This is a genomic window from Paraburkholderia sp. (genome assembly GCF_004298475.1).
In the GTDB taxonomy this organism is placed as follows: Bacteria; Pseudomonadota; Gammaproteobacteria; order Burkholderiales; family Burkholderiaceae; genus Paraburkholderia; species Paraburkholderia denitrificans.
The window spans coordinates 1-14,362 of sequence record NZ_SCRP01000010.1; the positions used below are offsets into that span (position 1 = coordinate 1).

12 protein-coding genes are annotated in these 14,362 nt (G+C 62.8%); 5 read left to right on the forward strand and 7 right to left on the reverse strand.

Features of this window, described 5'->3' with window-relative positions:
- Positions 1-299: 299 nt before the first annotated feature.
- On the reverse strand, positions 300-2,987 hold the full coding sequence (locus tag EPN59_RS05360; protein ID WP_293045657.1) for a hypothetical protein: 2,688 nt from the start codon (positions 2,985-2,987) through the stop codon (positions 300-302).
- An 864-nt stretch (positions 2,988-3,851) separates the two neighbouring features.
- On the opposite strand from EPN59_RS05360, the gene EPN59_RS05365 reads away from it, so the two are divergent.
- Positions 3,852-4,295, forward strand: coding sequence for a thioesterase family protein (locus EPN59_RS05365; RefSeq protein WP_293037330.1), 444 nt, complete (start codon positions 3,852-3,854; stop codon positions 4,293-4,295).
- Between the two features lie 41 nt (positions 4,296-4,336).
- Here EPN59_RS05365 and phnX read toward each other — a convergent pair whose 3' ends face one another.
- Complete coding sequence (gene phnX, locus EPN59_RS05370; RefSeq protein WP_293037328.1) at positions 4,337-5,140, reverse strand: phosphonoacetaldehyde hydrolase; 804 nt, start codon at positions 5,138-5,140, stop codon at positions 4,337-4,339.
- Positions 5,141-5,225: 85 nt separating this feature from the next.
- Complete coding sequence (locus EPN59_RS05375) at positions 5,226-6,413, reverse strand: 2-aminoethylphosphonate--pyruvate transaminase (protein WP_293037325.1); 1,188 nt, start codon at positions 6,411-6,413, stop codon at positions 5,226-5,228.
- Between the two features lie 120 nt (positions 6,414-6,533).
- On the opposite strand from EPN59_RS05375, the gene EPN59_RS05380 reads away from it, so the two are divergent.
- Positions 6,534-7,388 carry a LysR substrate-binding domain-containing protein gene (locus EPN59_RS05380; protein WP_293037323.1) on the forward strand — a complete coding sequence of 285 codons (855 nt, stop codon included), beginning with the start codon at positions 6,534-6,536 and terminating at the stop codon, positions 7,386-7,388.
- A 169-nt stretch (positions 7,389-7,557) separates the two neighbouring features.
- Positions 7,558-8,226: a phosphoribosyltransferase family protein gene (locus tag EPN59_RS05385; RefSeq protein WP_293037321.1), complete on the forward strand. Its 669-nt coding sequence runs from the start codon at positions 7,558-7,560 to the stop codon at positions 8,224-8,226.
- 21 nt (positions 8,227-8,247) lie between these two features.
- Here EPN59_RS05385 and EPN59_RS05390 read toward each other — a convergent pair whose 3' ends face one another.
- A complete protein-coding gene (locus tag EPN59_RS05390; RefSeq protein WP_293037318.1) occupies positions 8,248-8,544 on the reverse strand; it encodes a YciI-like protein in 297 nt (98 codons plus the stop codon).
- 221 nt (positions 8,545-8,765) lie between these two features.
- On the opposite strand from EPN59_RS05390, the gene EPN59_RS05395 reads away from it, so the two are divergent.
- On the forward strand, positions 8,766-9,068 hold the full coding sequence (locus EPN59_RS05395; RefSeq protein WP_293037316.1) for a PsiF family protein: 303 nt from the start codon (positions 8,766-8,768) through the stop codon (positions 9,066-9,068).
- A gap of 376 nt (positions 9,069-9,444) precedes the next feature.
- Positions 9,445-10,032 carry a YSC84-related protein gene (locus EPN59_RS05400; RefSeq protein ID WP_293037313.1) on the forward strand — a complete coding sequence of 196 codons (588 nt, stop codon included), beginning with the start codon at positions 9,445-9,447 and terminating at the stop codon, positions 10,030-10,032.
- A 43-nt stretch (positions 10,033-10,075) separates the two neighbouring features.
- On the opposite strand, the gene EPN59_RS05405 is transcribed toward EPN59_RS05400, so the two are convergent.
- The 3 genes from EPN59_RS05405 to EPN59_RS05415 all read right to left on the reverse strand — a co-directional run bounded on the left by EPN59_RS05405 (position 10,076) and on the right by EPN59_RS05415 (position 14,332).
- Positions 10,076-11,143 carry a glycosyltransferase family 4 protein gene (locus EPN59_RS05405; protein WP_293037311.1) on the reverse strand — a complete coding sequence of 356 codons (1,068 nt, stop codon included), beginning with the start codon at positions 11,141-11,143 and terminating at the stop codon, positions 10,076-10,078.
- Positions 11,144-11,476: 333 nt separating this feature from the next.
- Entirely contained in the window at positions 11,477-12,874 is a 1,398-nt protein-coding gene (gene otsA, locus EPN59_RS05410) for an alpha,alpha-trehalose-phosphate synthase (UDP-forming) (RefSeq protein ID WP_293037309.1), read from the reverse strand.
- Between the two features lie 192 nt (positions 12,875-13,066).
- Positions 13,067-14,332 carry a mechanosensitive ion channel domain-containing protein gene (locus EPN59_RS05415; protein WP_293037306.1) on the reverse strand — a complete coding sequence of 422 codons (1,266 nt, stop codon included), beginning with the start codon at positions 14,330-14,332 and terminating at the stop codon, positions 13,067-13,069.
- Positions 14,333-14,362: the final 30 nt, after the last annotated feature.

The window sequence follows — 14,362 nt, forward strand, 5'->3', positions numbered from 1 at the left end:
GATGTCGCACCCGTCACCATGACAAGCCGTATGACGGTGTACATTTCATCGAGTGGCGGCGTTCCAAGGGCATCGACATTCATGAACAGTGGATGCAGCCATGGCTTGACGCGGCCGGAATCTCCTCCATTGACGACTGTTTCTGGTTCAGTATAACTAACCGTATTCATCTCTTGCTCCCGTTGGCCCGCTGTCAATCGTCTGAAACGCTCGGCTCGTTACGTCGCTAACCATCTCTGTGCTATTCAACGGTGGGATGGTGAATCATGAGGTCCGATGCGCGCAAATACCAGTTGGCGTCAATTTCGTCCGGTGAGCGGGACGATCGAAATACCCAAGGCTTTAACAAGGTCGATCGACGATTCCCACCCCTCTTCAACAGCGTGTTCCGGATCCTCTCCTTGTTTTTTTTCGTTCAGTTCATGTCGTGCCGCATCCAGCGCCAAATTCTTGGCGTTCATAGCGCCTCGCTTGGTTTTCGTGGCCTGTGCAAGGGCCTTCATCTGTTCTTCTTGATAGATACTGACCACCGCGCGGTATTCATCGTCTCCGCGGCGTATGCGTCGGTCGCGCGCGATCAAAAGTGCATCGGACCAGGATACCCTGTACTCGCGCCACTTTCGTTCTGGCACAAGCTCAACGGATTGCTTGATGTCCGGTATAAAGCCAACTGCATGGCGAATATCCCGCAGGTCGATGTAAACTTTAATAGGCTTGCCAATCAGCCAAGGCTTGTCGGCAAAATCCCGGCTGCGATAGGCGCAGCGAATGCCGTGTATCCGCACACACGGCTGCTCACCTTTGGTAGCTCGTCCCGTGATGCGCGCCTCTTCGAGATGAGCGAAAAGCATCCAGTCATCCTTTCGTTGTGGAAGCGGCTGTGGAAGGTACGGCTGATCTGGAAAATCAACCGCTGCGCGCACGAGTTGCTCCGGGCTGGCATTGTGCAAACCTTCGTTAGTCTGCATATTATGGTTTCTTATTTCACCGACGATGATGGCTATAAGATCGCTTACCTTAATTTCGTAGCGAGTGGCCTTGCCGACGGGTTCGTCTCGACGTCCATCTGTTGGACCACTGCCCAACGTCGACGGCACGCGCTGAACCCCTCGGCGAGTTAGCGTTCCATTTATCCGCTCAATAATGGCCCGTGCCCACCAGGCACGTGCAGGACCAAAATTGATCGCGCATCCGAGCACATCCATCAGGTTGTTCGTCACATCAGCGCATGTGTTGCACCATGCTCGGTCCATCCTCAGCACCGTAAAGCCACTTCGGCGTACCTCTGGCACCAAAGAGCCGATCAGGTAACTTCCATCCGGCGCATATCTAAAAAAGGGATGCCCGGAAGCGACGGGGTCGGTACGAATCGCACTATCGACCACTTCGAGTACGTTCTGGGCGGTGGGAGCCGGCCGAAGAACCGCATTAAACCCATACACAGATTGGCCGCTTTCGTCACACATCAACCCGATATAGAAGCGTGCAACGGGAATCCGGTGTTGTACCTTCCGCGCATCCTCGAAGAGGATGCAGCCAATACCGTCCGTGAAGTGGAAATCCAACTGTATGAACGAGCAGACCCTCTGGGCTCGGATAAGAGGGCTCGGGCCACGCCCGTCCGCACGGCGCGCCGCATCGGCCGACAAGCGCGCCCGACGAGCGAGATGTGGGTAATTTTCCTCGAGCTCTTTACAGTAATCGCGAACTGCCTTTTCACCTTGATTGTCGGTCTTAAATGGCCAGTCACCGTCACCTACACCTCGTTCGCGAAGCGCAAGCTTGAAATCTATCCAGATGGAGCGATACGGCCCACGTTTCTCCGGCAATCGCTCGCTACCGTCAGGGAACAACCTGGCCTTAATGAACTCCGCCAAGTCCGGAAAGCGCGCCAGCACCTGGCCGAATACGCCCGCGTAGCCGGCGGAGCCACTGCCTTGCTCAACCTCCACGCTTTTCGTGCGGTTGTAACCGACACGATAGCCACGCATCAGTGCAGGAAACCCGACGATGCCGCCAGCGCCATCCGGGAGCAAACACCGCTTAGTCCAGTAGCGTACGGCGGGTTCCGTACACTTTGTCCTTCGATAGATCTCGTCGTATTCGACGTCCCTGGTGGCAAGCATGACCGCGAGCCGGCGGCTCTTAAACATTTCTCTGTCGGCTTCACTCATGAACGAGAGCGTGAGGTCGTCGACGTCCGGCCAGCGCGTAAAGTCGCGATGCTCCGCGGAAACAATGCAACGAGGACGACCGCGTGCGCTACGAATTTTTAGTCCCTCACATAGGCGTTCCGAACCACGCGCGTCGACGGAATCGATGATAGGCAAGGCGATAGCCGGCGCAACGTCGCTGGCGCATCCCGGGTCGTGCTGTGCAGGGCGCAGTTCCGACAGTCGCCCTAGCAGTTGCGTAGCCAGGTCCACTTGCAGTTCGCCATTGAGAATGTAGTGTCCGAGCAAACCCAGCATAACAGCTGGATCGACATCGCCTTGCTGCAGTGTGTCGATCAGTTTGAAGGGCTTCCCGGCTTCTAGGCGTTCTATGGCGAGCCGTGCTTCATGCCATGCCGTGCAAGAGCGAGCACGATTCACGAATCCGCAAAGATGTAGAACATTGTCGAATCTAATTGCGTGTGACTCGAGTGCCTCGCCCACCTTCAGCACGATGTTCGGCTCGGCACTGGCTCCCCGCTCTCCGTCCGCGTCATTCGGGTTCGGCATAGTCGGCTGCCGCGCGGGATCAACGAACCGCCAGACTTCATGGCGACCGTCCGCATAGTAGACCCACATATCCTGAGCGCCAGCCCGTCCGCCGTTCTGCGCTATTCGGTCTCTAAGGAAGTAGCCAGCTACCGTAGGATCGGCTTCGAGTAGCACGGCGTGCATGAACGGAACGTCCCCGCTGATCACCAGGCGCTCGTTCATTTTCGGCGAATCGAACAGCCACACGTTGGCAAGCTTATTCTTTTGGTCGCGGACGGCCATCGCGGCTGATCGCCGTCTCCTAATGATTTCGCCAAGCGGGAATGCAGACAATCTTGTCATTGCAGTCTCGGTTCAAGGGATAAAAAAGAAAGCAACTCCCCTTGACTTCGGCGTGTCGAAGTACGAGACTGCTACTCGAGGGCAAGAGAAGTTGTGGTCTCGAGCGCTGCAACGCCCGAGAGTCACCGTCAGTGTCAGATCATCGGACTTGTCTCCTGTAAATGCGATACGGCGTCGTTCTCAACGGCGCCGTTTTCTTTTGACGCTAACTAGCCACGAATTCACTCCGTGCATGAAAGCCGCGACGTTGACGCCAACTCAGTAGGCGAGCGACAGTGGGACGACGGCCTCATCGGCCTAAATAGCACGCGGCACCGCCGGTGCGTTGCACGTCAGCGGAGTGATGGATAAGGTGGAAACACGCGTCGTACTTCCCGGCAGCCCAAGGTACCGCCACCGGCAGGTCGGAAGTCACGTACCACTGTGTTTATGTGATAGCTAGCAAAGTATCGTTTGACAAGCAATCGATTCAAAAATCCCGCCGCAATCTAAATTGCTAGCTCCAATTTTCACGAGCAACGCAACTGCGTCTTATTTATCAAGCGTATATAACCCACAATCGACGTATATAACCCATCAATAGACAATGGATTTCAGCATCTAAATATTTTCGCCTCAGCCGATTTATTGATGCAAATTACGTCGCCGCACTCACAGCGCGAGCCGCGCTTCCAGCACTACGACAATGAGTCCGCGTGCGATGCAGCGCATCGCGATCTGGCCAAATCGCTAAAATAGCGGGCTATGCGTCCCGCCTGACGAATTTTGGACGCCATCTCCGATTCCCCATCCACAGCGTCAGTCATGGCCCGCATTCAGCTGCAGTTTCCGGAAGACCAGTACTTTTACTCGACCCAGCTCACCGTTCGCGTTACCGACATTAACGGAGCCAACCACCTCGGCAACGATTCGATGATCTCGATGATCTCGGAGGCGCGCGCCCGATTCCTGTTCGACGCGGGTCTGGAAGCCACAAAAGGCGCCCACACGAGCATCATCGTCACGGATCTCGCTACGACCTATCGCGCCGAAGCCTATGCGCGCGACCAGTTGTGCTTCGAAGTCGGCATCATGGATTTCAACAAATACGGCGGCGACATCATTTTCCGCATCACCCGTCCCGCGGACGGCGCACTGATCGCCATGGCGAAATCGGGCTTCGTGTTCTTCGACTACGAGGAAAAGAAGGTCGTGCCGATGCCGCGCGCGTTCAGCGATAAATTCCCCACTGTCAACACGATCGGCTGACGCACCCTGTTCCTTGATGCGCGCGGTTCGTCGTGCGCCGTTCAGGGACGCTCGCCGCGCGCGAGCCGGTTTTCGATGTCGTTCACGACCGGCAGCAGATCCGCCACGCTGTCGATCACGTAGTGCGCTCCGGCGCCGCGCAGGCGTTCGACGGCCGCCTCGCGACGACGCCTGAATTCTTCGGGTGGCAGCGCGCGCACTTCTGCTTCGGTGAGTCCGAATGCATTGCCGCTCACGGCGACGCCCACAGCCCACGTTCCGGCGTTGATGCCCTCCTCGATGCCGACCTCGGTATCGTCCACCTTGATCGTCTCGCGTGCGAGCCACACGCCCAGTTGCGGCAGCGTGCGATAGATCATGTACGGCGACGGCCGCCCTTCGGGCGTGTCGCCGGTGCAGACGATGCTGTCCGGCTCGAAACCCTGCGCTGCAGCGCCTGGCACGATCTGGTCGATAATCTCGCGCGTATAGCCCGTCGTCGTGCCGATGCGTACGCCTTCCGCGCGCAGCGCGGCGGTGACGGCGGCCACACCGGGGATCACGTCGCTGTACTGTGCCGCGACCGCGATATTTTTCGGCACGAACATGTCGTAGACCGCGTCGATGTCGGCTTCGCCCGGCACATGTCCGTGACGCGCTTCCCACGCTTTCGCGACACGCGGCAGCGCCATCAGCGCCGCAATGTGCGGCCGCTTGGCCATCCCCATCGGGCCGCGCGCCTCGTCGATCGTGATCGGTACGCCAAACGCTTCGAAGGTCTCGACGAACGCGCCCATCGGCGCGCGCGAACCGTAATCGACTACCGTGCCTGCCCAGTCGAAAATCACCGCTTTAACGTGTTTCATTGCCCTGTGTCTTGCGAAATATCTGCGTAGAGAGGTTTCTGCCTGATCGAGTAGCGATCAGCGATCAGCAACTGGCGGCCGGCATTCACGCCGCGAGCGCTTCGCGCTTGCCGAGCGCTGCGGGCGCGGGCGCCCCGCTCGTCACGCCGAGTGTGCCCAGCGCATTGCGGCACGCTTCGATCACTTGCCGCATGACGGTTTCATCGAGTGCGCCGATGCAGCCAATGCGGAAACTCTCCACCGTCGTCAGCTTCCCCGGATAGATGATGAACCCTTGCGCCTTCATCAATTCATAGAAGCGCGCGAAGTCGAAGGCCGGATCGGCGGGCGAAAAGAACGTGACGATGATCGGCGAGCGCCATTGGCCGGTCAGCAGCGGCTCGAAGCCGAGCGAATCCATGCCTGCCACGAGCACGTCGCGATTGCGCGTGTAGCGTGCGAGGCGCCCCGGCTGGCCGCCTTCGAGCGCGTATAGACGCAGCGCCTCGATGAAGGCCGCGACGGCATGCGTGGGCGGCGTGAAGCGCCACTGGCCGGTGCGGTTCATCACCTCCCACTGGTCGTGGATGTCGAGCGCAAGCGAATGGCTGTTGCCTTTCGTGTCGCGCAACACGTCCTTTTTCGCGATCACGAAACCGAAACCGGGCACGCCCTCGATGCACTTGTTCGCCGACGAAACGAACGCATCGCACGGCAGCGTGCGCACGTCGAGCGCAACCGCACCGAACGCGCTCATCGAATCGATCAGAAGACGGCGGCCCGCACGCGCCGTAACCGCGGCAATTTCCTCGATCGGGTTCAGGATGCCGGAACTGGTCTCGCAGTGGACCACGACGACATGGGTGATATCGGCATTCGCGGCGAGGATGCGCTCGACGTCGGCTGCGCGCGGCGGCAAGTAATCGCCGGTGTCGTGCACGGTGTGGCGGCGGCCCAGATAGCGCAGCGTCGTCGCGATGCGCTTGCCGTACGCGCCGTTCGCAAGCACGAGCGCGTGGCCGTCGCGCGGCACGAAGCTGCCGAGCATCGCCTCGACGCAATAGCTGCCGCTGCCCTGCAACGGCACGCAGTCGTACTGGCCGTCCATATCGTCCATGTCGCCCGCATTGCCCGTAACGCCCGCAATGTCCAGCAGGCTGCGGCGCAGCCGGGCCGTCATCGCGCGGAAGTCGCCGTCCCACGATCCCCAGTCGCGCAGCATCGCCTCTTTCGTGGAGGCGGCTGTCGTGAGCGGGCCGGGAGTCAGCAGATACGGTTCGGCGGGGGCGGTCATGCGGTGGGCTCCGGTTTGGCGTTCGACATCGAAGCGGGATAGCCTAGCCGAAGCGGCTGCATCGGTAAAATCGATATAATCGATGCGCCTATAAGTCAAGCTTATTTCAACCGGATTCCCATGCAATACGCCCAGTTACGCGCCTTTCACGCGGTTGCCGCGCACGGTGGTTTTTCGCGCGCCGCGCAGGCGCTATCGCTCACGCAGCCCGCCGTATCGGACCACGTGCGGCGGCTCGAGCACGGCTTCGGCGTCAAACTCTTCGAGCGTGCGCCGCGCGGCGTCGAATTGACGGATCTCGGCAAGCGCCTCTTCGCCATTACGCGTCAGATGGTGAATTGCGAGCGCGACGCCCGGCGCCTGCTGGAATCCGCGGGCGCGCTCGAATCGGGCGAGCTGTCGCTGATCGCCGATGCCCCCGACCTCGCCATCAAGCTGATCGGCGGGTTCCGGCGACGCTATCCCGGCGTGGTGATCAGGCTGTCGATCGCCAACGCGGCCGAATGCCTGCGCCGCGTGCTCGCAAGTGAAGCGGATGCGGCCATCACGGCTGCGCGCCAGGTCCACAGCCGCCTGCAGACGCGCGTGCTGCGCGAGGAACCGCTCGCGGCGGTCGTGCCCGCCGACAGCCCGGCGGCCAGGAAGCGCCGCATGACCTACGAGGAACTGGTGCGCGAGCCGATGGTGTTTCGCGAGGCACAGTCGGTCACGCAGCAACTGCTCGAAACCGAACTCGTACGCAAGGGGCTGCAGGTGCAACCGGTGCTCTACGTCGATGGCCGCGAGGCGCTGCAGACAGCCATCGCGCAGGGTGTCGGCGTCGGCGTGATTGCGCACGCGGAATTCGGGCAATCGCCGCAGATCCGCATGATGGCGCTCGCGGACTGCCAGGTGCGCATGGTCGAGTCGCTGACGCGGCTCGCGGACCAGTCGTCGAATCTGCTCGACGCCCTCTTCGCGACTGAACTCGACTGAACGCGGCATAGTAGCGGGCGGGCTCCGCACCCAATGACGAATGCGTGTTTGCAAATGACGCCCGCGCCCCGCCCAGGCACAGGCACAGGCACCAGCGCCGCTATTTTTCCCGCGCCGGCTCGTGCGCCGCGTGGCAAACTGGTCGAATCGTTCCACTTCGGAGTCCGTCATGGAACGTCCGTTCACCGATCGCCGTGAAGCCGGCCGGATGCTCGCGCAGCGTCTTGGTGCATTTGCGGGGCGGCGTGACGTCGTCGTGCTCGCCCTGCCGCGCGGCGGTGTGCCGGTTGCCTACGAGGTGGCCGCCGCGCTTGGCGCACCGCTCGACGTGCTGCCGGTCTGCAAGCTCGGCACGCCCTGGCAGGCCGAGCTGGCGATGGGCGCGCTGTCCTCGAACGGTGCGCAGTTCGTCGACGAAGAACTGGTGCGCGAAGCCGGCGTGAGTGCGGCGCAGTTGCAGAGCGCCATGGCCCTCGCGCGCATCGAACTGGGCCGCCGCGAGGCGCGCTACCGCGGCGAACGTCCGCTCGAACCGGTTGCGGGCCGCGTGACGCTCATCGTCGACGACGGCATTGCAACGGGCGCATCCCTGAAAGCCGCCGCGCGCGCACTGGCGAGCCTCGGTCCCGCACGCATCATCGCGGCGATGCCAGTCGCACCCGCTGGCGCACGCGGGCGGCTGGGCGGCGTCATCGACGATCTGGTGTGCGTTCACACCCCGCTTCAATTCTTCAGCGTCGGTCAGTTCTACCTGGACTTCGACCAGGTCGACGACGACACGGTGCGCTATCTGCTCGATCAGGCCGCAGGCGGCACAGGCAACGCGCGCGACGCCTGAGAAGCCGCGCGCCCTGCCGCTTCAGCGCACGGGATTGGCGGCCTTCTCGCCGACAACCGTTTGCCACGGCCTCACGCGCCAACGCTTGACGAGCCCGGATGTGACATAGGGATCGGCGCGCGCGAAGGCTTCGGCGGCCGCAGGCGAATCGCCCTCGAACAACAGCAGCGCACTGTCGTGCGGCTCCGCCACCGCTCCCGCGAGCAGCAGTTCGCCGCGTGCCGCAGCGGCCCACGCAAGCGCGAGGTGCGCGTCGCGGTGGGCGGCGCGCCGCTCCAGATAATCGTCGACGAGTTCGTACATCAAGAGCCAGTGCATCGTGTACCTCCCCTAAATTTTGGCCTGTTCACAATCCGCGTAATTCGTGAAATCCACGCAAGGCCGACAGGCCGCATTGTTCAGCACGCGTGTCAACCGCCGACATGACCGCCCCGTTTTCAAGAAGGCTTTGCCATAACTGTTGCGGCGATGGGCTGCAATCATGCTGGATGCCTTCTCGCCCAACTATCGACAACGTCGAAACCCCAAGGGAGTGATCGATGAAGATTCAATCCGCTATCGCTGCAATCGTACTCGGCGGCGTTCTGGCCGCACCGGCGTTCGCACAGACGCCTGCTCAAACCGCCCAGCAGCAGAAGATGAAGACATGCAATACGCAGGCTGGCGACAAGAAAGGCGATGAACGCAAGGCGTTCATGAAGCAATGCCTTTCGGCGGGCGGCGCGGCGGCGCCGGCCATGACCCAGCAGGAACGGATGAAGGCGTGCAACGCGCAGGCCGGCGACAAGAAAGGCGACGAGCGCAAGGCGTTCATGAAGCAGTGCCTCTCGACGAAGAGCTAATCGGCAGTTGAAACAAGGCGCGCATCGGCTCTGGCCGAAGCGCGCTTTTTTATGTGCGCGCGTATTTCAATGCACACAGGCCGCCGCGAGCGCAGCGCGCAGCGCCCTCGCCTTGCCTCCAGATCGGGATCGGACCCGCGATTTTTCCCGGTGCGCCACTGCGCTGTTGCGGCACGCCGGATGCGGCGCGAACACTGGGCCGTCCTGCCGTCCTGCCGTCCTGCCGCCCTGCCGACGTGCTCGCCGCGAACGCCGAACGCCGAACGCCAAACGTCGGCAGGCAGCGCCGATACGGCCGCACGCAGCGCGGCACCCGGAGCAGAGCCGCCGCAAAGCGGGTTCCAGGCGGTTTCCGGTCACCACAACGGAGGACAGGATGCAAACAGGCAGATTCCTTCTGAAAACTTCCGTCGCCATCGCTGTCGCGAGCGCCACCCTCACCGGCTGCACGACCGCCGGCACTCATCCGCCGGCCGAAATGTCCGCCGACGCCCGCCGCCAGTCGATCGACGCCGCAGTCGACGGCGCGCTCTCGCGGCTCTATCAGACCGTGCCCGGCGCGCGCGAATTCGTCGGCCAGGCGCGCGGCATTCTGGTGTTTCCATCGGTGGTTCAGGCAGGCGTCGCCATTGGCGGCGAGCACGGCGACGGCGCATTGCGCGTCGGCGGAAGCACGACCGGCTACTTCAGTACGACGTCGGTGTCCGTGGGCGCGACGCTCGGCGTGCAGTCGAAGTCCGTCGTCTATCTCTTCATGACCCAGGACGCCCTCGACAAATTCCGCCAGTCGGAAGGCTGGTCGGTCGGCGGCGACGCTTCGGTCGCCATCGTGAATGTGGGCGCGAACGGTACCCTCAATACCGTCACGGCCACGAGGCCGGTCGAAGTGTTCGTGCTCACGAACAGTGGACTTATCGGCAATTTGTCGCTTGAGGGCACGAAGATCACGCGGCTCGCGCTGTGACGCTCGCGGCTACACGGCTTGTCATGCGCGTCGTGCGCGTACTTCAGCTCGCGGACGTGTCGATCACCTTGAAGCGCGAGCGCTTGTTCGCGCGAATCACGGTCTGATACGCCTCCACGTACTGCTGCGCCATGCGGCGGGACGTGAAGCGCGCCTCGAACTGCCGGCGCACCCCGGTGCGCGGCACGCTCGCAATGCGGTTCACCGCAGCCACGGCGCCAATCTCGTCCTCGACGATGAAGCCCGTCACGCCCTCGTCCACCACTTCCGGCACGGCGCCGCGATTGAACGCGATGACTGGCGTGCCGCACGCCATCGCCTCGATCATCACGAGGCCGAACGGCTCCGGCCAGTCGATCGGAAAGAGCAGCGCATGCGCGCCGGAGAGGAAACCGGCCTTCTCGGCGTCGGAAATCTCGCCGACGAACTCGACGTTCGGCATGGCGAAAAGCGGCTTGATCTCGCGCTCGAAGTACTCGCGGTCGGCATCGTCGACCTTCGCGGCGATGCGGATAGGCAACCCGCAGCGCTGCGCGATGCGAATCGCCGTATCCACGCGCTTTTCCGGCGAGATACGGCCCAGAAATGCAAGGTAGCGCTGCTCGACGGGCTGCGGCGTGTAGAGGTTTTCGGGCAACCCGTGATAGACGGTCGTGAGCCATTTGGCCTGCGGCATCGGCTGCCGCTGCGCATTCGAAATGGAAATGACCGGCGCGGTATCGAAGGTATCGAAAACCGGCTGCTGCTCGGGCAGATCGAGGCGGCCGTGCAGCGTCGTCACGAATGGCGTTTCCTGGCGTTTGAACACCGAAAACGAGTAGTAATCCATATGGAAGTGCAACACGTCGAACCGATCGGCCTGGCGGCGCACCATTTCCATGAGCAGCATGTGCGGTGCGATCCGGTCGCGGATGCCCGGATCGAGTCGCAGCGCGCGGGGCCAGACCGGTTCGAGCTTCGCGCTCGTCACGGAATCGCCGCTCGCGAACAGCGTGACATCGTGACCGAGATCGACCAGCGCTTCGGTGATGTACGACACCGCGCGCTCGGTGCCGCCGTAGAGCTTCGGCGGAACCGATTCGGTCAGCGGGGCGATCTGCGCAATTCTCATCAGGTGTCTCCGGCGATCGGGGGCGATCGGGTGTCGTTCGGGTATGTCGTGCCGCAACAGGCCTCGCCGCTTCGAGGCGCTTCACTTTAAGTCAGCCCGTGCGCGGCACGGCGAGGCCGCCGGGGCGGGATCAGCGGCTACGCGCATATATCACGTAATTTGGTCATTATTCTGCACACCACGTGCGAGCGCCCTCGTTTTTTCAAATCCTGTCGAGACTTACATGCAGATACATCACGGCTTCGACGTACCCTTCGACGCACCCTTCGTGCCCGGTGATGTCGTGGGGTCCGAATCTGCCAATGCCGCGCGCATCGGCCGTGTGCAGTGCGCTCAGGGTGTCTTCGGGACGCTGCCGAGATCGCGCAGAAAACTGTCGCGCCAGACGCCGAGGTTGTTGCGCCGCAGCGCGGCCATGTTGATCTCGTAGCGCGCCTGGCGCTCCGCGAGCGGCATCGACAGCGCGTGCTGCAGCGCCTCCGACATGCCCTCCGCGTCGTGCGGGTTCACGAGCAGCGCGCCGGTGAGTTCGGCGGCTGCGCCCGCGAAGATCGACAGCACGAGCACGCCCGGATCGTCGGGATTCTGCGCGGCCACGTACTCCTTGGCGACGAGATTCATGCCGTCGTGCAGCGGCGTGACGTAGCCCACCTGCGATTCCCGAAAGAGCGACATCAGCTTCGCGTGGTCGTATTGCTGGCTCAGATAGCGGATCGGCGTGTAATCGAGACCCGAGTAACGGCCGTTGATGCGTCCGGCTTCGCGCTCCAGCTCTTCGCGAATCTGCTTGTAGCTCGCGACATCGGAGCGCGTGGGCGGCGCGATCTGCACGAGCGTGACCTTGCCGCGCCACGCCGGTACTTGTTCGAGCAACTGCTCGAACGCATGAAAGCGCTCGACGAGTCCTTTCGAGTAATCGAGCCGGTCCACGCTCATGACGAGCTTGCGTCCTTCCAGGCTCTGCTTGAGGTCGAGCACCTCGTCGCGGCCTTCGTCACGCGCGGCCTGTGCGGCGATTGCGTCGGGAAACACGCCGATGCGGTAGACGCCCGTACGCAGCTTGCGCCCGAACGCCTCCACCGTGGCCCCTTCGCCTAGCGCACGCACCGTGCCGCGCGCGGTGCGTGCGATGTAGTCGAGGAAGGCCTGCTGGTCGTTCTGGGTCTGGAATCCGAGCAGATCGTAGCAACACAGCGAACGGACGAGTTCGTCGTGCGGCGGGATCGTCTGCAGCACCTGCGGCGAGGGAAACGGAATATGCAGGAAAAAGCCGATGCGGTTCTCGATGTCCTCGGAGCGCAACGCCTCGGCGAACGGGATCAAATGATAGTCGTGGACCCAGATGCTGTCGTCGGGACGAATGAGCTTCACGAGCTTGTGGGCGAGCCACGCATTCACGCGCCGGTAGCCCGTGTATTCGTCGCGTTCGTAGCGCGCAAGATCGTTGCGGTAGTGGAAAATCGGCCATAACGTGGCGTTCGAAAAGCCTCGGTAGTACTGGTCGTAGTCCTTGCGCGAGAGGCCGACCGTCGCGAACGTCACGGCGCCTTCCTCGACGAGCATCGGCCCCGCATTCGCCACCGCTTCGCTCACGACATCGCCGCTCCAGCCGAACCAGACACCGCCTCCGTCCTTCAGTGCGCCGAACACGGCGACAGCCAGGCCGCCCGCAGCGCCCTTCGCCTCCGATGGTGTTGCCACGCGGTTCGATACGACGATCAATCTGCCCATCTATGCCTTCCTCCGCTCGTGCGTTCCTGCGTGCGGTTCATCTGCACCGCACCGGCCAATGCCGATCGATGTTGTTCGGCTCGCGCATGAGTTTGCGCTTATCACAGCATGGGCCGTGCCACGTGTGACGCGCGCACCTGCTCCAATGGCAGCCAGCGGCAACGAGCAGCCGCAAGCAGCCGATAACAGCCGTTAACGGGTGCGTTGCGTTGCGCCGCTCGCATCGTCGCTGGTTGGAAAAACTGCTGAGGCGTGTAGCACATCGCCCGCGACATTGGTGCGCACCACGCTGCCGGTCACCGGATCGGCTTCCGTGTTCGCCGCCGTGCTCGATGCCGCAGGCTGCGCGGGCTGCGGCTCCCATGCCGGCATCTCGGCCGCGCTGCTTTCCGGTTCCGCCGACACCTCCGCGCGCGTACGCGGCAAGAATTGCGGATAGTGCGCATTCATGAAGGCAAGCAGCCCTTCGCGCACGCGACAGCGCAGATCCCAGTTCAGTCCTGAATTGGGCGAACTGACCAGCACGCGCAGTTGCATCGCCCGCTCGTTGGCATCGGTGACCTGCAATACCTGGACCCGGCCGTCCCACTCGGGCGCGGGTGCGACGATGCGTGACAGCTCCTCGCGCAGCGGCGCAAGCGGCATGCGGAAATCGAGCCACAAAAAAACGGAGCCGATGATCTGCGAACTGTTGCGCGTCCAGTTCGTAAACGGGTTTTCGATGAACCACTGCAGCGGCACGATCAACCGGCGCTGATCCCAGATACGCACGGACACGTAGGTGCCCGTGATCTCCTCGATGCGCCCCCACTCGCCCTGGATCACGACCACGTCGTCGAGCCGGATGGGCTGCGTGAGCGCGATCTGAAGCCCGGCGATCAGATTGCCGAGCACGGGGCGTGCCGCAATACCGGCGACGAGACCGGCCACGCCCGCCGAAGCGAGCAGGCTCGCGCCGAACTGCCTGACATTCGGGAAGGTCATGAGCGCCGCGCCGATGCCGACGATCATGATCAGGATCATGACCGTGCGTGCGAGCACGCGTGCCTGGGTGTGGATGCGGCGGGCCTGGAGGTTATCGACGATGTCGATCGGATGGGCCGCGATGATCGCTTCGCCGATCGCCGCTGCGCAGCGCACGGAAAGCCAGGTGATCGCTGCGATGAGCGCGACGGCGGCGAGTTCGCGCAGGCTGGAGATGAAGCGCAGGGAGTCGGGCGCCTGCCACCAGACGAATTCGGCCGCGAGAATGAGGATGACTGCGAGCGCGGGCTGGCGGACGTAGCGCACGATCACGCTCACGCGCGGATACGGCCCGGCGATGCGGCGCAGCACGCGCGAACCAAGCCAGTGAACCGCTGCGGCAAACACGAGCGTGACGGCACTGACGATGAGCGTGCCGAGCCAGGTTTGCAGCGGCGCGTTGGCGATACGCGAAAGATCGTCGATGCTCGGCATCTGCGGCCTGTTCCTCCTGAGCCTTGCGGC